The organism is Streptomyces sp. NBC_01408, assembly GCF_026340255.1.
GTDB lineage: Bacteria > Actinomycetota > Actinomycetes > Streptomycetales > Streptomycetaceae > Streptomyces.
Genome location: NZ_JAPEPJ010000001.1, coordinates 3,132,138 through 3,154,086 on the forward strand (window position 1 = coordinate 3,132,138; position 21,949 = coordinate 3,154,086).

Genomic DNA, 21,949 nt, shown 5'->3' on the forward strand with positions numbered 1-21,949 from the left:
TCCCGCGCACGATGATCAGGGGGCGTCCGACCGCTCAGGGGAGCACCGGTCCGCCGGACTTCGCAGACGGTGAGGGGGAATCCGGTACACCCCGGTGCCGCACGGCTTCGAGTGCGAGGAAAAGGGGAGAACTATGAGGAAATCCCTGGTGGCCGCGCTTGTCACCGCCGTGACGGCCGTCCTGTCGGTCGGTACGGGCCCGCCAGCGAACGCCGCTTCGGAGTACTGCACGCAGACGACCCCGAACACCTCGATGCTGCTCTACAACGACGTCACCGGCGCGGCCGTGTCCGGCACCCTCGCGGCCGGGCGCTGGCAGCAGAAGGCAGCGTTCACCCTCCCGGAGGACTACACGAGCGCCGCCGTGAGCCGGGACTCGCTGCTGCTGTGGAACGCGTTCAGAGGCGAGGGCGAGAGCGGCACGTTCACGGACGGCAAGTACACCCGCGTGAAGGTCTTCGACGACGCCTTGGACGGGTGGCACTACCCCGCGGCGTCGGGTGACTCCGTGCTCCTGTACAAGCCATGGGGCGACCGCGTGATGACGGGTACCCTGAAGAACGGCGTGTACCAGCAGGTGCGGGAGTACGACGACATCGGTGAAGGCTGGCAGGTCATGGGCAGTTCCTGCGACACGATGGTCTTCGTGAAGAGCACGGAACAGGCGTCAGGGGACGACCTGGTCTCCCTGACGTACGGGACGCTCCAGAACGGCGTCTACACGCAGGTCGGATCAAGGGACGGAGACGCGTTCCTGGCAGACCTGGCGACCGAGAACGGAGACCTGATCGCGACCAAGGACTCCGTCCTGGCCTTCTCGCCCACGGACGCCGAGTTCGTCTACAAGGTGGGCACGGCGACCGACGGCAAGGTCAGTGCCTTCCGCGACGGCGGCACCTCCGGCGTCTGGGAAACGGTGTCCCGGACCGCGGACAGCGTGCTCTTCTACAACCGGGACGGGACCGCCCGGACCTCGACGCTGAGCGGGGGCCACTACGCCGACGTCGGTCCGCTCGCCGGTCTCTCCCCGCACTGGTCGATCATCGCAGGCGGCGTGTAGCCCCCCGCCCGTACGCAGGCCGCGCAGGCCGAAGGGGCACACGGGCCGAAGGGGCGCCGGGGCACACGTGCCCCGGCGCCCCTTCGGTGGATCGCCGCGTTCTGCCATGATCGGCCCCCGGCGGTCGTGCCGCCACTCGGGGAGCCTGCCGGACGGCGGACGGCGGACGGCGGGCGGCAGGGGCCGGGGCGTGGGTGGGGTGGCCCCTGCCGTGCTGGGTGGGTCGCGGGTCAGGGGTGGCTGACCCGGAGTTCCTTGATGCCGTTGAGCCAGGCCGCGCGCAGGCGCCGCGGGTCCTCGCCGGTCAGGCGCAGGTCGGGCAGGGCGTCGGCGAGCGCGTTGAAGATCAGGTCGATCTCCATGATCGCCAGGGATTTGCCGAGGCAGAAGTGCGGACCGCCGCCGCCGAAGCCCAGGTGCGGGTTCGGGTCGCGGCTGATGTCGAAGGCGTCCGGGTTCTCGAAGACCTCGGGGTCGTGGTTGGCGGAGGAGTAGAAGAGCCCCACCCGGTCGCCCGCCTTGATCTTCTGCCCGCCCAGCTCGGTGTCCTGGGTGGCGGTGCGCTGGAAGGACACCACCGGGGTGGCCCAGCGGACGATCTCCTCCGCGGCCGTGGACGGCCGGGTCGCCTTGTACAGCTCCCACTGCTCGGGGTGGGTCAGGAAGGCGTGCATGCCGTGGCTGATGGCGTTGCGGGTGGTCTCGTTGCCCGCGACCGCCAGCAGCAGGACGAAGAAGCCGAACTCGTCCGAGCCGAGGTTGCCCTGGCCCTCCGCCGCTACGAGTTGGGTGACGATGTCCTTGGCCGGGCACTCCTTGCGCTCGGCGGAGAGGTTCATGGCGTAGCCGATGAGCTCCATCGCCGCGTTGGCGCCGACCTCCTCGGTGATCGCGTACTCCGGGTCGTCGTAGGCGATCATCTTGTTCGACCAGTCGAAGATCTTGGAGCGGTCCTTCTGCGGTACGCCGATCAGTTCGGCGATGGCCTGCAGCGGGAGTTCGCACGCCACCCGCGTGACGAAGTCGAAGCTGCCGTCGCCCGAGGCCGCCAGCGCCTCCTCGACGATCTTCCGGGCCCGGTCCCGCAGCGCCTCCTCCAGTCCGCGGATGGCCCGCGGGGTGAAGCCGCGCTGCACGATCTGGCGTACGCGCGTGTGTTCCGGCGGATCCATGTTCAGCATGATCAGGCGCTGGGCATCTATCGCATCGCGCTGGATGTGCTCGTTGAAGCGGATGATCGCGGTGTTGACGGTGGAGGAGAAGAGCTCCGGGTGCGTGGAGACGTACTTGACGTCCGCGTGCCGGGTCACGGCCCAGTAGCCCTCGTCGTCGAAGCCGGTGACGCCTCGCCGCTGCGGGCACCACCACACCGGTGCGGTCTGCCGCAGCTGGGCGAACTCCGGGAGCGGGACCCGGCTTTGGAGCAGGTCGGGGTCGGTGGCGTCGAAGCCTTCGGGCAGCGCGGGACAGGACATCGGGGCAACTCCAAAGTCTGACGGAGCATCAGAAGTTGGCTTGAAGGTAGTAACGAGTTCTAGAAGTGACAAGAGTCGGGGCGTCAACTGTTGCGTGTGGAATCCGTGCAGGCCGCGTGCAAGACCCTTGCGTGACGGGGGTCCGGGTCATAAGACTGCGGGGAGAACTAGAACGCGTACTAGTTCAGGGCGGGGCGCCGGGACGGCCCGCCGCGCTGGCGCTGTGCAGGAGAGGACGAGCTCATGGCCGCGGAACCCGTCATCGTCGAAGCCGTACGCACCCCCATCGGCAAGCGCGGGGGCGCGCTCGCCAACCTCCATCCCGCCTACCTGCTCGGCGAGACCTACCGCGAGCTCCTCACCCGGACCGGAATCCAGCCCGACTGCGTGGAGCAGATCGTCGGCGGCACCGTCACCCACGCCGGCGAGCAGTCGATGAACCCCGCCCGCAACGCCTGGCTGGCCATGGGGCTCCCGTACGAGACCGCCGCCACGACCGTGGACTGCCAGTGCGGCAGCTCGCAGCAGGCCAACCACATGGTCGCCAACATGATCTCCGGCGGCGTCATGGACATCGGCATCGCCTGCGGCGTCGAGGCCATGAGCCGGGTGCCGCTGGGCTCCGGATCCAAGCACGGCCCGGGCAAGCCCTTCCCGGACGAGTGGAACGTCGACCTCCCGAACCAGTTCGAGGCTGCCGAGCGGATCGCCCGCCACCGCGGCCTGTCCCGCGAGGACGTGGACCGGCTCGGCCTGCTCTCCCAGGAACGGGCCGCCGCTGCCTGGGCCGAGGAGCGGTTCAAGCGCGAGACCTTCGCCGTCCAGGTCCCCACCACCGAGGAGGAGCAGGCCGCCGGACAGGGCATGTGGCGCCTGGTCGACCGGGACGAAGGGCTGCGCGACACCTCCATGGAGGCGCTGGCCCGGCTCAAGCCGGTCATGCCGACGGCCGTGCACACCGCCGGGAACTCCTCGCAGATCTCCGACGGGGCCGCCGCCGTGATGTGGGCCTCACGCAAGATGGCGCGCGCCCTCAAGCTCAGGCCGCGCGCCCGGATCGTCGCCCAGACCCTGGTCGGCGCCGACCCCCACTACCACCTGGACGGGCCGATCGACGCGACGCGGGCCGTGCTCGGCAAGGCCGGGATGTCACTCAAGGACATCGACCTCGTCGAGATCAACGAGGCCTTCGCCTCCGTCGTCCTCAGCTGGGCCCAGGTCTTCGACCAGGACCTGGAGAAGGTCAACGTCAACGGCGGGGGCATCGCACTCGGCCACCCCGTCGGCGCCACCGGCGCCCGGCTGATCACCACCGCGCTCCACGAGCTGGAGCGCCGCGACAAGGAGTTCGCCCTGATCACCATGTGCGCGGGAGGCGCGCTGGCGACCGGGACGATCATCCAGCGCCTGTGAGCCCGTAGGGGGTGCCCGCCGGTCAGGCAGGACACCCCCTACGGGCGGCGCGCACCGAGCCCAGTGGGATGGGAAGCCGAAGGCCCCGGGGGCCGGACCTGGGGAGGCCGGCCGCCGGGGCCTTCGCATGCGTGCGGGGCTGCCGCGTACGCAAAGACGCTCGGCCGGGGTGTCCCGGCCGAGCGTTTTCGTGCGTCTGCTGCGTCTGCTGCGTCTGCTGCGTCTGGTGCCGCTGGTGGCTTAGTACCAGTGGTTGTTCTGCCAGAAGTTCCAGGCGCCGACGGGGCTGCCGTAGCGCTCGTTCATGTAGTCCAGGCCCCACTTGATCTGGGTGGCCGGGTTGGTCTTCCAGTCGGCGCCCGCGGAGGCCATCTTCGAGGCCGGCAGGGCCTGGACCAGGCCGTAGGCGCCGGAGGAGGCGTTCGTGGCCTTGTAGTCCCAGCCGCTCTCGTGGGACACGATGTTGTTGAAGGCGGCGAACTGGGCCGGGTCCTTGATCATCTGCTGGGCGATCGCCTTGGCGCTCGTCGGGGCGGCCTGCGCGGGAACCGCGGCAAGCATGGAACCGGCGACGCCCAGGGCGAGGACGGTACCCGCGAGGGTCTTCTTGGAAGCGGCGATGCGGCGGATGACGGCGTTGGACACGGATGAACCTTCCGAAGGGGACAAGGGCGGTCGCGGCATGCCGAAGACATGCGTGAGCCACTCACGCGGTGGAGAGGGGTTCGTCGGCGGCGGGTGAAGTACCCCTGTCGCCCTGCGACTCATCCAGTTCTACAGAGGTCCCCACCCCCTGGCAACGACCGCTCTTACTAGCGGTCCTCGCAGCCGGGGCCCCACGGCCCCCGGCGGGGGTGGGGGGTGTCCGTGCAGGTGGGGGCCGGTTCGGAGAGGGGTATATGGGGTGTTTTGGGGCTACTATTCTGGTTCGTATGTGACCTGGGTCCTATGGGGCGGGTCACCGCCGGGGGGCCCGGATGTCACCCTGTGGAGTCGTTCGTACCCCTTTGGGGGGTGTGGTCCGGGCCACTTCCCACCCCGGAATCGAAGGCCACCGGCGCATCGAAGGCAGCTTTCCTCGTCGCCCGGCGCAACGCCTTCAGCAGCGTGGCGCCCAGGGTGAGGGTCAGTACGACGGTCAGCGCGGCCCGGCCCAGGTCCCAGCCCACCGAGGTCGCCAGGCAGTACGCGACGAAACGCGCCAGGTTCGCGGACACCGGGTCACCGGGATGGAAGGAGATGCCCTGCCCCATGCCCTGCAGGATCACCCAGCCCTGGAGGTTCATGACCGTGCCGTACGCGAACGAGCCCGCGCAGCCGTACGCCGCCAGCATCGCCAGCTCCGCCCGGCCCCGGATCCGCTCCGGTCCCGGCAGCAGCCCGGCGCCCAGCGAGAACCAGCCCAGGGCCAGCATCTGGAACGGCATCCACGGCCCGACCCCGCCCGTCAGCAGCGCGGACGCGAACATCGTCACCGAGCCCAGGACGAAACCGAAGCCGGGGCCGAGGACGCGGCCGCTCAGCACCATCAGGAAGAACATCGGCTCCAGGCCGGCCGTCCCCGCGCCCAGGGGTCTGAGCGCCGCCCCGACGGCGGCGAGCACGCCGAGCATCGCCACCGCCTTGGCGTCCATGCCGTCGTCGGCGATCGTCGCGACGACGACGGCGACGAGGAGGGGGAGCAGGGCCGCGAAGAGCCAGGGGGCGTCCTGGGAGTGGGCGAGGCCGGACTGGCGGTCGGCGAGCAGCGGCCAGCCGAAGGCCGCGATGCCGATCAGGGTGACCAGCACCAGGGCGGCCGCCGCCCGCGGGCCGATGCGGACGGGGCGGACGGGGTGGCCGGGGCGGACGGGGTGGCCGGGGCGGCTGGGGCGGCCGGGGGCGCGGCTCACGGTGCCTCCGCCGCTGCCAGGGCCGTGGCGACCTGGCTCACCGTGAGCCAGTGGCCCGGCGCCAGGACCTTCGCGACCTGCGGCGCGAAGGCGGGCGAGGAGACGACGACCTCGGCGGTCGGGCCGTCGGCGACGACCTCGCCGCCCGCCAGGATCACCACGCGGTGGGCCAGCTCGGCGGCCAGTTCCACGTCGTGCGTGGCCAGCACGATGGCGTGCCCCTCGGCCGCCAGGTCCCGCAGGATCCCGATCAGGCGGACCTTGGCGGCGTAGTCCAGGCCGCGGGTCGGCTCGTCGAGGAGGAGCAGCGCCGGGCGGCCGGTGAGGACCAGGGCCAGGGCCAGGGCCAGGCGCTGGCCCTCGGACAGGTCCCGGGGGTGGGTGTCGTCGGGGACGTCGGGGAGCAGGGCCGAGACCAGGTCCCGGCAGGTGCCGGGGGGCGCGCCCGCGTCGGAGTCGGCGGCGGTGCACTCGGCGGCCACCGTGTCGGCGTAGAGCAGGTCGCGGGGCTCCTGCGGGACCAGGCCGACGCGGCGGACCATCTCCGGCGGCGGGGTCCGGTGCGGGGCCCTGCCGCCGACGGTCACCTCGCCGGTGGCGGGGGCGACCGTGCCGACCAGGGCCGACAGCAGGGTGGACTTGCCGGCGCCGTTGCGGCCCATCAGGGCGATGGTCTCGCCGGGGGCCACGGCGAGGCTGATCCCGCGGAGGATTTCGGCGCGGCCGCGGCGTACGCCGAGGTTGTGGGCCTCGGCCACGCCCCTGCCGGGGGGTGTGGCGGGGGTGGGCTTGCTCCGGCGGAGCCACGCCGGTTCCCTGCCGGGGGTTGTGGCAGGGGTGGGCCTGCTCCGGCGAAGCCACGCGAAAAGGCCGGGGCGCGCCCCGCCGCCAGGGGCTCCGCCCCCGGACCCCCGCGCCTCAAACGCCGGCGGGGCTGGATTTGGCTGGTGTGGTTCGGCCTCGGGCCTGTGCGCCTCAAGCGCCGACGGGGCTGGGTTTGGCTGGTGTGGACCGTCCCCTGACCCCCGCGCTTCAAGCGTCGGCGGGGCTGGGTTGGGCTGGTCTTGTGCGTCCTGCGGGCTGGGGTGCACGGAGGGCACATCCAGCCTCGCCGGCGTTTGAGGCGCGGGGTCCGGGGCGGAGCCCTGGGAAGCGGCGGCGAGGGTCGGTACGGACGGTGGGGGCACGGGGTTCCCCGGGGCCGAAGCCGAAGCCGAAGCCGGGGTCGCCGGGGGCGAGGTTGGTGTGGCGGGGCCGGCGGCGGCCGACAGGCGGGAGCGGAGCGGCGCAGCCACCCGGCGGGCGTCGCGCACTGAGAGCGGCAGCGGGGACCAGCCCGCGAGGCGGCCCAGAGAGACCACCGGCGGGTGGACCGGGGAGACGGCCATGATCTCGGCCGGGGTTCCGAGCACGGGCGCCGAGCCCGGGGCGGGCAGGAGCAGCACCTGGTCGGCGTACTGGACCACCCGCTCCAGCCGGTGCTCCGCCATCAGGACGGTCGTGCCCAGGTCGTGGACCAGCCGCTGGAGGACCGCCAGGACCTCCTCGGCCGCCGCCGGGTCGAGCGCCGAGGTGGGCTCGTCCAGTACCAGGACCCGGGGGTGCGGGGTCAGGACCGAGCCGATCGCGACCCGCTGCTGCTGCCCGCCCGACAGGGTGGCGATGGGGCGGTCGCGCAGCTCGTTCAGGCCCAGCAGGTCCAGGGTCTCCTCCACCCGGCGGCGCATCACCGCAGGTGGCAGGCCCAGGGACTCCATGCCGTAGGCGAGCTCGTCCTCCACCACGTCCGTCACGAAGTGCGCGAGGGGATCCTGGCCGACCGTGCCCACCACGTCCGCGAGCTCGCGCGGCTTGTGCGTACGGGTGTCCCGCCCGGCCACGGTCACCCGCCCGCGCAGGGTGCCGCCCGTGAAGTGCGGGACCAGCCCCGAGACCGTCCCCAGCAGGGTGGACTTGCCGACCCCGGACGGGCCGACCAGGAGCGTCAGCTCGCCCTCGGGGACCACCAGGTCGACGCCCTGGAGCGAAGGCCCGGCCGCGCCCTGGTAGGTGACCGACACCTGCTCGAAACGGATCACTGCGAAGCCTCCTTGGGCGGTACGGGTGCCACGAAGGCGGGAAGCAGGCCGATCAGGATCGCGGCCGCCGGCCACAGCGGCAGCTCGGGGGCGACCAACGGGACCACGCCCGGCCGCAGCCCGTCCGGGTCGACGCCGGCGAACCAGATGGTGAGGGCGGCGACGGCCGCGCCCGAACCGGACACCAGCCAGGCCCGCGCCCCCCAGCGGTCGGGCCGGTAGCGGGTGCGGATGCTGCGCCGGCCGCCGAGCCGCAGCCCGGCCAGGGCCAGCACTACGCCGATGCCGAGCACGGGCAGCCCGTACGCGGCGCCCTGCGCGGCGAGCAGCCCGTACGTGCCCGCGCACATGCCGAGCAGACCGCCGAGGGTGAGGACGTTGGTGGTGTGCCGGACGGCGGGCGGGACCTGCGCGGTACGGCCGTAGCCGCGGGCGTCCATGGAGGCGGCGATCGCCACGGAACGTTCGAGGGCGCCCTCCAGGACCGGCAGGCCGATCTGGAGGACGGCCTTCACCCCGCCGGTGGGGCGGCCGCGCAACCGGCGGGCGGTCCGCAGCCGGACGACGTCGGCGACCATGTTCGGCGCGAAGGTCATGGCCACGACGACCGCGACCCCGGCCTCGTAGAGGGCCGCCGGGAGGGACTTGAGGAGGCGGGCCGGGTTCGCGAGGGCGTTCGCGGCGCCGACGCAGATGAGGAGGGTGGCCAGCTTGGCGCCGTCGTAGAAGGCGAAGACCAGCTGCTCGGCGGTGACCCGGCCGCCGAAGCGGATGCCCTGGGCCCAGGCGGGGAGCGGTACTTCGGGGAGGGTGAAGAGGGTGTGCGAGCCGGGGATGGGCGAGCCGAGCAGCATGGAGAAGACCAGGCGCAGGCCGATCACGACGAGGCCGAGCTTGACGAAGGCGCCGTAGGAACGGGCCCAGGGGGCGTCCGTGCGGCGGGCCGCGACGACGTAGCCGGCGACGCCGACGATCAGGCCGAGGAGGAGTGGGTTGGTGGTGCGGGAGGCGGCGGTGGCCAGCCCGAGGGCCCACAGCCACCAGGCGCCGGCGTGCAGGGCGTTCGCGCGGGTCGCCTCCGGCGGGGTGTACGGGGTCCCGTGCGCGGGGCCGGGTCGCCTCCGGCGGGGCGGGGGTACGTCGCCGTGCGGGGTCGCCTCCGGCGGGGTGTACGGGGCCCCGTGCGCGGGGCCGGGCCGCGCGGGCCGCCTCCGGCGGGTGGCCCCGGCGGCGGCAGGGTCCGGAGTTCCCGCGTGCGCGGCGGGTGCCGTGCCGTCGGCTGTCGTGTGGGCGTGGGCCGGCGCCCCGGCGTGAGCGTCCGCTGCTCCCGTGGCGGGGGCTGCCTCGGGGTGGGTCGGGGCGGCGGGCGTCGCGCCCGTGTGGGCGGGGGCCGGGGATGCGCCGTGCCCGGCGGCGGTCGCGCTGTCGGCTGCCGCCCCGCCCTGGGCGCCAGCCGCCCCAGGGGCGGTGGCGGGTGTGGCTGGGGCTGGGGTGTCGGGGGTGGGGTGGGGGGTCATCGGGTGCGGCGGCGGGACTGCCAGGCGGCGGCTGCGGCCAGGGCCGCGAGGGCCGCGATGCCGGCCAGCAGGCCCGCCGACGGGCCGCCGTCCTCGGCTGCGGGCTTGCCCCCGGACTCGGCTGCGGGCTCGGCCCCCGGCTTGGGTTCCGCGTTCGGGTCGGGGGCGGTGACCTGGTCGCCGCAGCCCAGCTTCGGGTAGCCCGAGATGGCGCACAGCAGGGCCGCGCTGTTGTAGCGCAGCGGCTTCGCGACCGAGGCCAGGGCCTCGGCCGCCGTGGCCTCCGGCGGGACCTGCGCGCAGGCCGTGCGCGGGGACTCCTGCGGTGGGGCGTCGCCCGACGGGGCGTCCTGCGGGACGCCGTGGTCGATGACCAGCGCCACCCGCTTGCGGCCCGCCACCGGGGCGGTCGCCCCGCAGACGGCTTCGAAGTCGGCCGCGGCGCGCGGCTGGGCCGCCTGGTCCGCCGCGTCCTTGCTCACCGCGAAGCGGAAGCCCTGGACGGCGCCGTCCGCGGGCCGGGCCATCGAGGGGCCCTGGGTGGCGTACGACCACTGGCCGCCGGCCGCGCCGTCCCAGAACGACCAGTAGCGGTAGCCGGCCGCCAGCGCCGGCGTGGCGGCCAGCAGGGCCAGGACGAACCCGAGGGCGAGGGCCACGGCGGGCAGGCGGCGGCGCATCAGAGCTGGTTCTTCTTCCGGCGGCCGCTCAGCAGGATGCCGATGCCCACGCCGGCCGCGGCGCCCGCACCGATGATCCACCAGATGTTCTGGCCGCCCGAGGGCTTGTCCTTCTCTCCGTCCACCTCGGTGGCGGCCGTGTCGGGGCCCTGCGGGGCGGGACCCGTCGCGTTCAGCGCGGCCACGAGGTCGGTGCCGCCGAAGGACTTCGGGTCCGTGCCCGTCGCGTGCGCGGCCAGGATCAGGGTGCCGAGACCCGCCGGGCTGCCCTTCGACCACTCGGCCGAGTTCGCCTTGAGCCACTCCAGCGCGCCCGCCGCCGACTGCTTGTGCCCGGCCGCGGCCAGGGCGATCACCGCGTCGGCGGTGTTGCCGGTGTCCGGGGTCGGCTGGTCCGCGCCCGGGGTGACGGCCGTGAGGTGGCCGTCCTTCTTGAGGGCCTCGGCCAGGTAGCCGACCGCGCCCTGGGCGGCCGCCCCGGGGTCGGTGGCGCCCGCCGGGCAGGCCAGCGCCGTCGCCGGGGTGTCCGCGGCGGACGGGACGACGACCGCGCCCTTGCCGAGGCCGGCCAGCGCCGCGGCGGCCGTCGCGTCGGCGTTGGCGAGCAGCTTCCCGTCGACCGGCTGGTAGGCGAAGGCGCCGCGGTCGGCGGCCGGCTCGGCCGAGCAGCCCAGCTGGAAGGGGAGCAGCCCCTCGTACGCGGACTTGCCCGCCTTCGACCTGACCTCGGCCGGCTTCTCGCCCGCCACGGCCAGCGCGCTGATCACCAGGGCGGTGGAGTTGGCCTCGCTCGGGCTGCCGGGCACGTAGGCCCAGCCGCCGTCCTCGTTCTGGACGGACTTCAGCCAGTCCACGCCCTTCTTGACGACCTCGTCGTGGCCGCCGAGCGCCTTCAGGGCCTGCACGGCCACGGCGGTGGCGTTCGTGTCGTACATCGTCGTCGCCTCGCACTGCGCGGCGGCGTCGGCGCGGAAGGAGGCGAAACCGCCGTTCGCGCACTGCTGGCCGGTCAGCCAGTCCACGGCCTGCGCGGCGGGCTTGACGCCGACGGTGTCCTGGGCGAGCAGCGCGACGGACTGCCGCCACACGCCGTCGTAGGTCGGGTCGTTCTTGCCGAACAGGCCGGAGGGGATGACCGGCGGCGCGGAGGGGGAGGCGGGCGGCGCGGTGTCGGCGAGGGCTGCGGGGGCGGCGCCCACGCAGAGCACGGCGGAGGCGGCGAGCGCGGCGGCGCTGCGGCGGACGATCATGGGGGCGGGTGCCTCTCCTGCTGGGGATCCGGAGGGCAGGCACGCTCAGGCACCGGGCTCCGGCTCCGTTTACCTCGACGGTGCCGGCCGCCGGAGGACCCGGCGGCGCGAGCCGCGCACTTCCATACGGGGCATTCCGACTCCCCGCCCGGGCGGTGCCGGGAGCGGGTCACGGTTGCGGGTCAGCGCCGGATTCGCACCGGCTTCCCCCCGAACGGAAGTGTGGACGACGGCCTCACTGTACCGGCCCGTAGCCCGCGCGCCCGGGGGCGCCGGAGGCCGGAGCCCTTACCGGCGGTACTGCCCGAGTTGCGTCACAGCGCCCGGTACGTGACCGGGTCGGTGCCCGGGACCGCCTCCGCGCGGCCCTGTTTCACCAGGCGCCGCAGATGGGCCTCGGCTTCGGAGACGGCGATGTTGCGGGAGCCGTACGGGATCTGCTCCCAGGGCCGGTTCCACTCCATCCGCTCCGCCAGCGCCCACGGGGTCAGCGGCTCGGCGAGCAGCGCCCACAGCCCCGTCAGCCGCTCCTCGTGGTGGTCCAGCAGCTCCCGGACACGGGCGGGTGCGTCGGTGAAGGCGTACTGGTGGGCGGGGAGCACCTCGGCCGGGCCCAGCCGCCCGATGCGCTCCAGGGAGTCGAGGTAGTCGCCGAGCGGATCGGTGACCCGGGTGTCCTCCGGGGCCTCGTACAGGCCGATGTGCGGGGAGATCCCGGGCAGCAGGTGGTCGCCGGAGAAGAGGCGGCCGTTGCCGGGGAGGTTCGCCGGGTGGGCCTCCTCCAGGTGCAGGCAGACGTGGCCGGGGGTGTGGCCGGGGGTCCAGATCGCGCGCAGTCGGCGTCCGGCGAGGGGGAGCAGCTCGGCGGGGACGATCTCCCGGTCGGGGACGGCGGCGCGCAGCCCGGGCAGGGTGCGCATGCGGCCGCTCGCGCGGGCGGCGCGCAGCGGGGCGATGTGTTCCTCGGGGGCTCCGGCGGCGGCGAGCTTCCCGCTCATGTAGTCGAACCAGACGCCGGGTTCGGCGGCGCGGGTCCGCACGACGACCTCGGTGTCGGCGGCGTGCATGGCGATCCAGGCGCCGGAGGCCTCCCGGACCCGGCCGGACAGGCCGTGGTGGTCGGGGTGGTGGTGGGTGATGACCACGCCGTGGACGTCGGTGACCGCGGTGCCGAGGGCGGCGAGGCCGGCGACGAGGGTGTCCCAGGACTCGGGGTCGTCCCAGCCGGTGTCGACGAGGACCGGGCCGCGGTCGGTGTCGAGGACGTGGACGAGGGTGTGCCCGAGCGGGTTGTCGGGGATGGGGACCTTGATGCCCCACACGCCTCCGCCGTGGTCGGTGACCTGTGGTGTCACGTGTGACGTGTCCTTTGACGTGTCCGCCGGCCTGTCCCTTGGCCTGTCCTCTGGCCTGTCCTCTGACGTGTCCCCTGGCATGAGGCTCCCCTGTCCGCTGACGAGAACTTGTTTCAGTAGTAGCCCAAGTCGACCACTCTCAGGGCTTTCTGACTAGTCGTTGGATCTTCTCGTCTGTTCCGTCCCGGCCGTGGACTCCTCTAACTAGAACTGGTATCAGTTCTGCAACGCCAAGCCGCAGGAGGCCTCAGCCATGACCGAGCTCGTGGAACACGGACAACTGTTCATCGGCGGTGAGTGGACGGATCCGCTGGGCACCGACACGATCCGGATCGTCTCCCCCCACACCGAGCAGGTCATCGGCTCCGTCCCGCACGCATCGAAGGCCGACGTCGACCGGGCCGTGGCGGTGGCCCGCAAGGCCTTCGACACCGGGCCGTGGCCCCGGATGACCCTGGACGAGCGGATCGCCGTCGTCACCCGGATCAAGGACGCCATCGCCGTCCGGCACGAGGAGATCGCCCGCTCGATCAGCTCCCAGAACGGATCCCCGTACTCCTGGAGCATCCTCGCCCAGGCGCTGGGCCCGATGATGGTCTACGACGCCGCGATCACCGTCGCGCGCTCCTTCCCCTACGAGGAGCACCGCCAGGGCGTGCTCGGCCCGATCCTCGTCCGCCGGGAGCCGGTCGGCGTCGTCGTGGCCGTCATCCCGTGGAACGTCCCGCAGTTCGTGGCCGCCGCCAAGCTCGCGCCCGCGCTGCTCACCGGGTCGACGGTGATCCTCAAGCCCTCGCCGGAGTCCCCGCTCGACTCCTACATCCTCGCCGACATCGCCCGTGAGGCCGGGCTGCCCGAGGGCGTGCTGTCGATCCTGCCCGCCGACCGCGAGGTCAGCGAGTACCTGGTCGGGCACCCCGGCGTCGACAAGGTGGCCTTCACCGGCTCGGTCGCCGCGGGCAAGCGCGTGATGGAGGTCGCCGCGCGCAACCTCACCCGCGTCACCCTCGAACTCGGCGGCAAGTCGGCCGCCGTGATCCTGCCCGACGCCGACCTCGACACCACCATCGCCGGGATCGTCCCCGCGGCCTGGATGAACAACGGCCAGGCGTGCGTGGCCCAGACCCGCGTGCTCGCCCCGCGCAGCCGCTACGAGGAGGTGGCCGAGGCGCTCGCCGCGGCGGCCGGGGCGCTGGTGGTCGGCGACCCGCTGGACCCGGCGACGCAGCTCGGGCCGCTGGTGGCCAAGCGGCAGCAGCAGCGGTCGCTGGACTACATCCGCATCGGCCAGGAGGAAGGCGCGAAGGTCCTGGCGGGCGGCGGCCGCCCGGCGGGCCTGGAGCAGGGCTGGTACGTCGAGCCCACCCTCTTCGGCGACGTGGACAACTCCATGCGGATCGCCCGGGAGGAGATCTTCGGCCCGGTCGTCTGCCTGATCCCCTACGGGGACGAGGCGGAGGCGCTGCGGGTGGCCAACGACTCTGAGTTCGGCCTGAGCGGCAGCGTGTGGACCGGCGACGTCGGGCACGGCATCGACTTCGCCAGGCAGGTGCGCACCGGAACCTTCAACGTGAACACCTTCAGCCTGGACATGCTGGGGCCGTTCGGCGGCTACAAGAACAGCGGGCTGGGGCGGGAGTTCGGGCCGGAGGGGCTGAGCGAGTACCTGGAGCACAAGATGATCCACCTCCCGGCCGGATACGCGGCGGGTGCCTGATGGGTGACCGCTGGCAGGTCGAGGTGGACCGGGGGGTCTGCATCGGCTCGGGGATGTGCGTCAACCACGCCCCGGAGGGCTTCGCCCTCGACTCGGCACGCCAGTCGCGCCCGCGCGCGGCGCAGACGGACGCCAACGAGCCGGTCCTGACGGCGGCGGAGGGCTGCCCGGTGGAAGCCATCATGATCACCCTGCTGGGCAGCGGCGAGGTGGTCTTCCCCCCGGAGGACTAGGGGTGTCCGTGGAACGCCCCGCGCTCGCGGCAGCGTGTGACACTCCCGCGGCAGCCGCCGGGGCATGACGGGCCCGGCGGCATCGCGCGAGGGTGGCCCGAAGCTCCGCAGGGGCCGCTCCCTGTGCCAGGGCCAGGAGCCCGGTCCTCGCGAGGACCGGGCTCCGTCAGCCGGCGTCGGCCAGGGCCTCGCGGACCGCGCGCAGGCCGACGGCCGCGAGGACCGGGTTCCTGGCGCCGCGGTAGTAGTGGTGCGCCGTGAGGCCGAAGGCCAGGGCCCAGCCGCGGCCGCGCGCCATGTCCTCGCCCAGCCGGTACATGGCGTTGTCGGTGCCCGAGGAGCGGACCTCCGCGACGGGCAGGTGCGCCCACGCGGGGAACTGCGCGGCGATCAGCCGCCCGACGAGCCCCGCCCGACATGTGTCACCTCCGCCCGGTGCCCGTCCGACGGCGGACCCTAGCCCTCGCCGCCGGGCCGCCGCCAAAGGTTTTCGGGAGCACCCGGGTCCGGCGGAATCAGGCCTTTTCTGGCGCCGTCAGGTCGATCAGGCGGCAGACCGTCTCGATGTCGATCTTGACCTGGGCGATCGACGCGCGGCCCGAGAGCCAGGTGATCAGCGCCGAGTGCCAGGTGTGCTCGATGACCCGGACCGCCGAGAGCTGCTCCGCCGTCGGCGGGGCGTCCAGGCCCATCGCGTCCAGGATGATCGCCGTGGTGAGCCGGGAGACCGTGTCCACCTCGGGGCTCACGCTGCGATCCGCGAAGGTCAGCGCCCTGACCATCGCGTCCGCCAGGTGCGGCTCGCGCTGGAGGGCGCGGAAGGCCCGCATCAGCGTCTCCGCGACCCGCGCCGCCGGGTCGTCGCCGGCCGGCGGGCGCTTGCGGAGCGTGGTGTGCATGTGCTGGAGCTGGTCCTGCATCGTGGCGACCAGCAGGTGCACCTTGGACGGGAAGTAGCGGTAGAGGGTGCCCAGCGCCACGCTGGAGGACTCCGCGACCTCGCGCATCTGGACGGCGTCGAACCCGCCCCGGCTGGCCAGCTGTGCGCTGGCGTGCAGGATCCGGCGGCGGCGCGCCTCCTGGCGCTCCGTCAGGGGCGGGGACGCCGGTGTGGTCGCCGGTGTTCTGACCGCCTTCGCTTCCGCTGTCATGTGTCCCGTTCCATGGCGTTCCGTGTCGTTGCGGGGGTCGAGTCGGCGGCTGATCCGGGCTGATCCGGGCTGATCCGGGGTCAGCATCGCAGGCGCCGCAGCCGTGGCGCGAATCACCTGCTCCGCCTCTTACGGTGTGGTTTCCGGCCGGTAGATTCAATGGTCTTCAACGGATCAAGTCTGAAACTTGTTCTACATTATCCGAGCGGTTACGCTCCGGCGAAAGTGCAGGGAGAAGGGGGCCGAGAGTGACCGCTGAGGCCATGGTGACGAGCCCTTTCGCGGGTTCCGCCACCGACGGCGACCGCCCGCTGCGCATCGCACTCCTCACCTATAAGGGGAACCCGTTCTGCGGTGGCCAGGGCGTCTACGTCCGCCACCTCTCGCGCGAGCTCGTACGCCTCGGGCACTCGGTCGAGGTCATCGGCGCACAGCCCTACCCGGTGCTCGACACGGGCGCCTCGCTCACCGAGCTCCCGAGCCTGGACCTCTACCGGCACCCCGACCCCTTCCGCACCCCCAAGCGCGACGAGTACCGGGACTGGATCGACGCCCTCGAGGTCGCCACCATGTGGACCGGCGGATTCCCCGAGCCGCTGACCTTCTCGCTGCGCGCCCGCCGCCACCTGGCCGCGCGCGCCGGGGAGTTCGACGTCATCCACGACAACCAGACCCTCGGCTACGGCCTGCTGGCCGACCTCGGCGCGCCGCTGGTCACCACGATCCACCACCCCATCACCGTGGACCGGCAGCTGGACCTCGACGCCGCCAAGGACCGCAAGAAGCGGCTCTCCGTGCGCCGCTGGTACGGCTTCACGCGCATGCAGGGCCGCGTGGCCCGCAAGCTGTCCTCCGTACTCACCGTCTCGGGCTCCTCCAAGCAGGAGATCGCCGACCACCTCGGCGTCCGGGACGAGCGCATCCACGTCGTCCACATCGGCGCCGACACCGACCTGTGGTCACCCGACGCGGCCGTCGCCGAGGTCCCGGGGCGCATCGTCACGACCTCCAGTGCCGACGTCCCCCTCAAGGGGCTCGTGCACCTCGTCGAGGCGCTCGCCAAGCTGCGCACCGAGCAGCCCGACGCCCACCTCGTCGTGGTCGGCAAGCGCGCCGAGAAGGGGCCGGTCGCCCGCGCGATCGACACCTACGGGCTCAAGGACGCGGTGCGGTTCGTCAAGGGCATCACCGACGCCGAACTCGTCGACCTCGTCCGCAGCGCCCAGGTCGCCTGCGTCCCCTCCCTCTACGAGGGCTTCTCGCTCCCCGCGGCCGAAGCCATGGCCACCGGTACCCCGCTCGTCGCCACCACCGGCGGTGCGATCCCCGAGGTCGCCGGCCCCGACGGCGAGACCTGCCTCGCCGTGCCCCCGGGCGACGCGGGGGCGCTGGCCGCCGCGCTGGGCCGGATGCTGGGGGACCCGGAGCTGCGGGCCCGCCTCGGCGCCGCCGGCCGCGAACGGGTCCTCGCCCGCTTCACCTGGGCCAAGGCCGCCGAGGGCACCGTCGCGCACTACCGCGCCGCCATCGAGCGGGCCGCCCGTAGCACGCGTACACGGTGACCTTCCGTTCCTTCCACTCCTTCACTCCCATGAGCAACCCCCGTAAACCCCGCAACTCCCGCACCCCCCGCAACCCCCGCGACCGCGAAGGCAGGACCCCGTGCTGACCGTCGATTTCTCCCGGTTCCCGCTCGCCGCAGGCGACCGTGTGCTCGATCTGGGCTGCGGCGCAGGCCGGCACGCCTTCGAGTGCTACCGGAGAGGCGCCCAGGTGGTCGCCGTCGACCGCAACGGCGAGGAGATCCGCGAGGTCGCCAAGTGGTTCGCCGCCATGAAGGAGGCCGGTGAGGCCCCCGCCGGGGCCACCGCCACCGCCATGGAGGGCGACGCGCTCGCACTGCCCTTCCCCGACGAGTCCTTCGACGTCGTCATCATCTCCGAGGTGATGGAGCACATCCCCGACGACAAGGGCGTGCTCGCCGAGATGGTGCGCGTGCTGAAGCCCGGCGGGCGCATCGCCGTGACCGTGCCCCGCTACGGCCCCGAGAAGATCTGCTGGGCGCTGTCCGACGCCTACCACGAGGTCGAGGGCGGCCACATCCGCATCTACAAGGCGGACGAGCTGCTCGGCAAGATGGAGGCCGCGGGCCTCAAGCCGTACGGCACCCACCACGCGCACGGCCTGCACTCGCCGTACTGGTGGCTCAAGTGCGCCTTCGGCGTCGACAACGACAAGGCGCTGCCGGTCAAGGCGTACCACAAGCTCCTGGTCTGGGACATCATGAAGAAGCCCCTGGCCACGCGGCTCGCGGAGCAGGCACTCAACCCGGTCATCGGCAAGAGCTTCGTGGCGTACGCGACCAAGCCGCACCTGCCCGTCCTCCCCGCCGGCGCCGTCCAGTGACCTCCCCCGGGCGCACCGAACACCTGGTCCTGGACGGCGTACTGACCGCCGGGCAGGCCGCCCAGACCGTGGCGGGCATCCTCGCCGCGCAGCGGTCCGACGGGGCCATCCCCTGGTTCCGCGGCCACCACCTGGACCCGTGGGACCACACCGAGGCCGCGATGGCCCTGGACGCCGCCGGTGAGCACGAGGCGGCGGAGCGGGCGTACGCCTGGCTGGCCCGCCACCAGAACCAGGACGGCTCCTGGTACGCGGCCTACGCCGACCGCGAGGACGGCGTGGACACCGCCGAGCCGCAGGACGCCAGCCGCGAGACCAACTTCACCGCGTACATAGCGGTCGGCGTCTGGCACCACTACCTGTCCACCGGCGACGATGCGTTCCTCGACCGGATGTGGCCGGCCGTCTACGCGGCCGTGGAGTGCGTCCTCGCCCTCCAGCAGCCGGGCGGCGAGATCGGCTGGAAGCGCGAGTCCGACGGCACGCCCGTCACGGACGCGCTGCTGACCGGGTCCTCCTCCATCCACCAGGCGCTGCGCTGCGCGCTGGCCGTCGCCGAGCACCGCGAGGAGCCGCAGCCCGACTGGGAACTGGCCGCGGGCGCGCTGCGGCACGCCATCCGCCGCCACCCGGAGCGGTTCCTCGACAAGAACCACTACTCGATGGACTGGTACTACCCGGTCCTCGGCGGCGCCCTCACCGGCGCCGAGGCCACCGCGCGGCTCGACTCCCGCTGGGACGAGTTCGTCGTACCGGGCCTGGGCGTGCGCTGCGTGCTGCCGAACCCGTGGGTGACCGGCGGCGAGTCCTGCGAGCTCGCGCTCGCCCTGTGGGCGACGGGGGAGTCGGACCGGGCGCTGGAGATCCTGCGCTCGATCACCCACCTGCGCGCCGAGAACGGCATGTACTGGACGGGGTACGTGTTCCAGGACAAGGCGGTCTGGCCGGTGGAGCAGACGACCTGGACCGCCGGGTCCCTGCTGCTCGCCGTCGCCGCGCTGGGCGGGGACGAGGCCACCACCGAGGTGTTCGGCGGGACCTCGCTCCCGGCGGGGCTGGAGCCCGACTGCTGCGGCTGAGTCAGCGGCTGAGTGCTCGGCTGAGTCAGCGGCGGTAGAGCCAGCCCGCCACGGCGTGGCCGACGAGGACGTAGACCACGGCGGCCACGCCGTAGCCGAACACGACCTGGACCCATTCCCGGCTGAAGGTGAACAGGTCGTACGACCAGCCGGCCAGCCAGGTCGCGGTGTCGTGGACGAACTCCACGAGCTCGTTGCCCCGGTTGGCGTCCAGCAGGTACAGCAGGATCCACAGGACGATCACGAAGGCCAGGATGTCCGCCACCAGTGCGACGGCCCGCCCGGCCTGACTGCTTCCGCGTGCGCTTGCTCGGGTGTGTGTGGGCATGTGGCGCGTCTTGCCGCCCGGGCGCGCGGCAAACCCGAACGGGTCCCCCCGGTGGTGCGGCCGCGGGGCCGGGGCGAGGCTGCGGGGGACACCTCAGTCCCCGGAGGAAACCGTGTCCCTTCCCACGACCGTCCGATTCCGCCGCGCCCTGACGGCGGTGGTCCTGTCCACCGCGCTGCTGGCCGGCGCCACCGCATGCGGCAGCGACGGCGGTGGCACCACGAGCCGCGCGGAGGAGCTCTCCTCCGCCTCGATGGGGGAACTGGCCGCCCTCGCGGCCGCCGAGCCCGCCGCCGCGGAGGCCGACGAGCTGGCCGCGGTGACGCCCTCGCCGACCACCCCCGCCGAGAAGCAGAAGTTCGCCAAGACGCGGTTCGTCGCCAACGCCGGGCTCGCGGCCGGGGCGACGTACCAGTGGATCGTCAAGCCGTACCGGGCGGGCAAGTTCAAGAAGGGCGCCAAGGGCCGTACGTTCGCCCTCATCAAGGCCGGTCTCGCGGGCGCCTTCGCGTACAACCGGCTGAAGGCGGCCGCCGAGAACGCCAAGGGCGACCCGCTGCTGTCCAAGGCGATGGTCCCGCTGACGGCGGGCATCGAGTCCCTCAAGGGCCTGGGCAGCAAGCTCCGCAAGGGTCAGGCCGGCGACGTGGACATCGACGCCTTCGACGAGGTCATCAACGGGGTGAAGGAAGCCGGCAAGAGCGCGGGCGCGGTCGTCAAGGACCAGGTCCCCAGCGTCTCCCAGCTGGGCGGCTAGGAAGCCCGCAGGGCCCGGCCTGTTTCAATGGGCGGGTGATCGAGATCGTGGTGGTCGTCCTGGGCGCCGCCGGAGCCGGGTGGCTCCTGCGGCGCAAGCACCTCGCGCGGACGGCCTCCGGGCCCGTGCCCGGGATTCCCTGCATGGTCCGCAGCCCGGCCGGTGAGGGGCGGTGGCGGCCGGGCCGGGTGTACGCCGACGCGGGCGCGGCCCGCTGGGTTCCGCAGCGCGGGGAGGCCGTGGCGCTGGCCGGCGGCCGCGCCACGGGGGTGCGGATGCCCACCGTGAAGGAGGGGCTCGCCATCAACCCCGGCTCGCGGATCGTCACCTGCGTCTACGGGGACGGCGCGGCCATGGAGGTCGCCGTCATGCCGCTCGACCTGAGGGAGCTGCTGGAGGCCGTGCCACAGGCCGACACCGCTTAGCTGTTGAGTTCCGCCAGCACGCGCAGGGTGTGCGGGTCCGGTGCGGTGACGAGCAGGTCGGTGACCGGGCCCTTGCGCCACAGTTCCAGGCGTTCGGCGATCCGCTCCCGGGGGCCGATCAGCGAGATCTCGTCGGCGAAGGCGTCGGGGACGGCCAGGACGGCCTCCTCCTTGCGCCCGGCGAGGAACAACTCCTGGATGCGGCGGGCCTCCTCCTCGTAGCCCATGCGCGCCATCAGATCGGCGTGGAAGTTGCGGGCCGCGTGGCCCATGCCGCCGATGTAGAAGCCGAGCATCGCCTTGACCGGCAGCAGGCCTTCCGCGACGTCGTCGCACACTTTGGCACGGGCCATCGGCGCGATCAGGAAGCCCTCGGGTACGTCGGCCAGGGAGGCCTGGTAGACGTCGGTGCGGTTCGGCGACCAGTACAGGGGGAGCCAGCCGTCCGCGATCCGCGTCGTCTGGGCGATGTTCTTCGGTCCCTCCGCGCCCAGCAGCAGGGGCAGGTCCGCGCGCAGCGGGTGGGTGATGGGCCGCAGGGCCTTGCCGAGGCCGGTGCCGTCCCCACCGCGGTACGGGTGGCTGTGGAAGCGGCCGTCGAGCGAGACGGGCGCCTCGCGGCGCAGGACCTGGCGGATGACGTCGACGTACTCGCGGGTCGCGGTGAGCGGGCTCGCGGGGAAGGGGCGCCCGTACCAGCCCTCGACCACCTGCGGCCCGGAGAGGCCCAGGCCCAGCATCATCCGGCCGCCGGAGAGGTGGTCCAGGGTCAGGGCGTGCATGGCGGTGGCGGTGGGGCTGCGGGCGGCCATCTGCGCGATGGCCGTGCCGAGGCGGATCCGCGAGGTGTGCGCGGCGATCCAGGTCAGCGGGGTGAAGGCGTCCGAACCCCAGGCCTCGGCGGTCCACACCGAGTCGTAGCCGAGGTTCTCGGCCTCGACGGCGAGGTCGAGGTGGGCCGGGTCGGGGCCGCGGCCCCAGTAGCCGAGTGCGAGTCCGAGGCGCATGCGGGGTCCCCTCCGGCGAGGTGATATCTGACGGGCCGTCAGGTGACTGTATGGCAACGTCCCCCCACCCGGAAGGGTGGGGGGACGTTGCCATGGTCCTCGCGTGTGCGGCGCCGTTGCTGGGGC

General features: G+C 73.1%; 21 protein-coding genes, 1 pseudogene and 1 riboswitch. Of the genes and pseudogenes, 9 read left to right on the forward strand and 13 right to left on the reverse strand.

Features of this window, described 5'->3' with window-relative positions; translation table 11 throughout:
• Positions 1 to 133: 133 nt before the first annotated feature.
• Positions 134 to 1,060, forward strand: coding sequence for a hypothetical protein (locus tag OG447_RS14280; protein ID WP_266936865.1), 927 nt, complete (start codon positions 134 to 136; stop codon positions 1,058 to 1,060).
• Positions 1,061 to 1,290: 230 nt separating this feature from the next.
• Here the strand turns inward: OG447_RS14280 and OG447_RS14285 are convergent, their stop codons facing one another.
• A complete protein-coding gene (locus tag OG447_RS14285; RefSeq protein WP_266936866.1) occupies positions 1,291 to 2,535 on the reverse strand; it encodes a cytochrome P450 in 1,245 nt (414 codons plus the stop codon).
• A gap of 243 nt (positions 2,536 to 2,778) precedes the next feature.
• On the opposite strand from OG447_RS14285, the gene OG447_RS14290 reads away from it, so the two are divergent.
• Complete coding sequence (locus tag OG447_RS14290) at positions 2,779 to 3,948, forward strand: steroid 3-ketoacyl-CoA thiolase (RefSeq protein WP_266936867.1); 1,170 nt, start codon at positions 2,779 to 2,781, stop codon at positions 3,946 to 3,948.
• 240 nt (positions 3,949 to 4,188) lie between these two features.
• Here the strand turns inward: OG447_RS14290 and OG447_RS14295 are convergent, their stop codons facing one another.
• The 7 genes from OG447_RS14295 to OG447_RS14325 form a co-directional block, all read right to left on the reverse strand.
• Positions 4,189 to 4,632 carry a transglycosylase SLT domain-containing protein gene (locus OG447_RS14295; protein ID WP_266936868.1) on the reverse strand — a complete coding sequence of 148 codons (444 nt, stop codon included), beginning with the start codon at positions 4,630 to 4,632 and terminating at the stop codon, positions 4,189 to 4,191.
• Between the two features lie 296 nt (positions 4,633 to 4,928).
• Positions 4,929 to 5,765: an ECF transporter S component gene (locus OG447_RS14300; RefSeq protein WP_266938870.1), complete on the reverse strand. Its 837-nt coding sequence runs from the start codon at positions 5,763 to 5,765 to the stop codon at positions 4,929 to 4,931.
• Between the two features lie 71 nt (positions 5,766 to 5,836).
• A complete protein-coding gene (locus OG447_RS14305; RefSeq protein ID WP_266936869.1) occupies positions 5,837 to 7,918 on the reverse strand; it encodes an ABC transporter ATP-binding protein in 2,082 nt (693 codons plus the stop codon).
• Complete coding sequence (locus tag OG447_RS14310) at positions 7,915 to 8,976, reverse strand: energy-coupling factor transporter transmembrane component T (RefSeq protein WP_266938871.1); 1,062 nt, start codon at positions 8,974 to 8,976, stop codon at positions 7,915 to 7,917. The genes OG447_RS14305 and OG447_RS14310 overlap by 4 nt, the downstream gene beginning before the upstream one ends.
• 455 nt (positions 8,977 to 9,431) lie before the next feature.
• A complete protein-coding gene (locus OG447_RS14315) occupies positions 9,432 to 10,115 on the reverse strand; it encodes an SCO2322 family protein (protein WP_266936870.1) in 684 nt (227 codons plus the stop codon).
• On the reverse strand, positions 10,115 to 11,365 hold the full coding sequence (locus OG447_RS14320; RefSeq protein ID WP_266936871.1) for a prenyltransferase/squalene oxidase repeat-containing protein: 1,251 nt from the start codon (positions 11,363 to 11,365) through the stop codon (positions 10,115 to 10,117). Before OG447_RS14320 ends, OG447_RS14315 begins: the two co-directional genes overlap by 1 nt.
• Before the next feature lie 108 nt (positions 11,366 to 11,473).
• Positions 11,474 to 11,605: riboswitch (cobalamin riboswitch) on the reverse strand.
• Positions 11,606 to 11,679: 74 nt separating this feature from the next.
• Positions 11,680 to 12,720: an MBL fold metallo-hydrolase gene (locus OG447_RS14325; RefSeq protein ID WP_266936872.1), complete on the reverse strand. Its 1,041-nt coding sequence runs from the start codon at positions 12,718 to 12,720 to the stop codon at positions 11,680 to 11,682.
• Positions 12,721 to 12,973: 253 nt separating this feature from the next.
• Between OG447_RS14325 and OG447_RS14330 the strand changes: the two genes are divergently transcribed.
• Positions 12,974 to 14,437, forward strand: coding sequence for an aldehyde dehydrogenase (locus OG447_RS14330; RefSeq protein ID WP_266936873.1), 1,464 nt, complete (start codon positions 12,974 to 12,976; stop codon positions 14,435 to 14,437).
• Entirely contained in the window at positions 14,437 to 14,670 is a 234-nt protein-coding gene (locus OG447_RS14335; protein ID WP_266936874.1) for a ferredoxin, read from the forward strand. The genes OG447_RS14330 and OG447_RS14335 overlap by 1 nt, the downstream gene beginning before the upstream one ends.
• A 166-nt stretch (positions 14,671 to 14,836) precedes the next feature.
• Here OG447_RS14335 and OG447_RS14340 read toward each other — a convergent pair whose 3' ends face one another.
• The 3 genes and pseudogenes from OG447_RS14340 to OG447_RS14350 form a co-directional block, all read right to left on the reverse strand.
• Entirely contained in the window at positions 14,837 to 14,989 is a 153-nt protein-coding gene (locus OG447_RS14340) for a hypothetical protein (protein WP_266938984.1), read from the reverse strand.
• Positions 14,966 to 15,064: pseudogene (locus tag OG447_RS14345) on the reverse strand (phosphotransferase); the annotation flags it as partial. The gene OG447_RS14340 and the pseudogene OG447_RS14345, both read right to left, overlap by 24 nt.
• Positions 15,065 to 15,185: 121 nt before the next feature.
• Entirely contained in the window at positions 15,186 to 15,821 is a 636-nt protein-coding gene (locus OG447_RS14350; protein ID WP_266936875.1) for a TetR family transcriptional regulator, read from the reverse strand.
• A gap of 248 nt (positions 15,822 to 16,069) precedes the next feature.
• On the opposite strand from OG447_RS14350, the gene OG447_RS14355 reads away from it, so the two are divergent.
• The 3 genes from OG447_RS14355 to OG447_RS14365 all read left to right on the forward strand — a co-directional run bounded on the left by OG447_RS14355 (position 16,070) and on the right by OG447_RS14365 (position 19,306).
• Positions 16,070 to 17,383: a glycosyltransferase family 4 protein gene (locus tag OG447_RS14355; protein ID WP_266936876.1), complete on the forward strand. Its 1,314-nt coding sequence runs from the start codon at positions 16,070 to 16,072 to the stop codon at positions 17,381 to 17,383.
• Between the two features lie 100 nt (positions 17,384 to 17,483).
• A complete protein-coding gene (locus OG447_RS14360; protein ID WP_266936877.1) occupies positions 17,484 to 18,227 on the forward strand; it encodes a class I SAM-dependent methyltransferase in 744 nt (247 codons plus the stop codon).
• Complete coding sequence (locus tag OG447_RS14365) at positions 18,224 to 19,306, forward strand: prenyltransferase (RefSeq protein ID WP_266936878.1); 1,083 nt, start codon at positions 18,224 to 18,226, stop codon at positions 19,304 to 19,306. The genes OG447_RS14360 and OG447_RS14365 overlap by 4 nt, the downstream gene beginning before the upstream one ends.
• Positions 19,307 to 19,331: 25 nt before the next feature.
• Here OG447_RS14365 and OG447_RS14370 read toward each other — a convergent pair whose 3' ends face one another.
• The gene (locus OG447_RS14370) at positions 19,332 to 19,634 is read right to left on the reverse strand and encodes a hypothetical protein (RefSeq protein ID WP_266936879.1); all 303 of its coding nucleotides are present in this window, start codon (positions 19,632 to 19,634) and stop codon (positions 19,332 to 19,334) included.
• Between the two features lie 112 nt (positions 19,635 to 19,746).
• Here OG447_RS14370 and OG447_RS14375 point away from each other — a divergent pair, with 112 nt between their 5' ends.
• On the forward strand, positions 19,747 to 20,391 hold the full coding sequence (locus OG447_RS14375) for a hypothetical protein (RefSeq protein ID WP_266936880.1): 645 nt from the start codon (positions 19,747 to 19,749) through the stop codon (positions 20,389 to 20,391).
• Between the two features lie 35 nt (positions 20,392 to 20,426).
• Positions 20,427 to 20,816, forward strand: coding sequence for a hypothetical protein (locus tag OG447_RS14380; protein ID WP_266936881.1), 390 nt, complete (start codon positions 20,427 to 20,429; stop codon positions 20,814 to 20,816).
• On the opposite strand, the gene OG447_RS14385 is transcribed toward OG447_RS14380, so the two are convergent.
• Positions 20,813 to 21,823: an LLM class F420-dependent oxidoreductase gene (locus OG447_RS14385; RefSeq protein WP_266936882.1), complete on the reverse strand. Its 1,011-nt coding sequence runs from the start codon at positions 21,821 to 21,823 to the stop codon at positions 20,813 to 20,815. The two genes, OG447_RS14380 and OG447_RS14385, sit on opposite strands and share 4 nt — an antisense overlap.
• Positions 21,824 to 21,949: the final 126 nt, after the last annotated feature.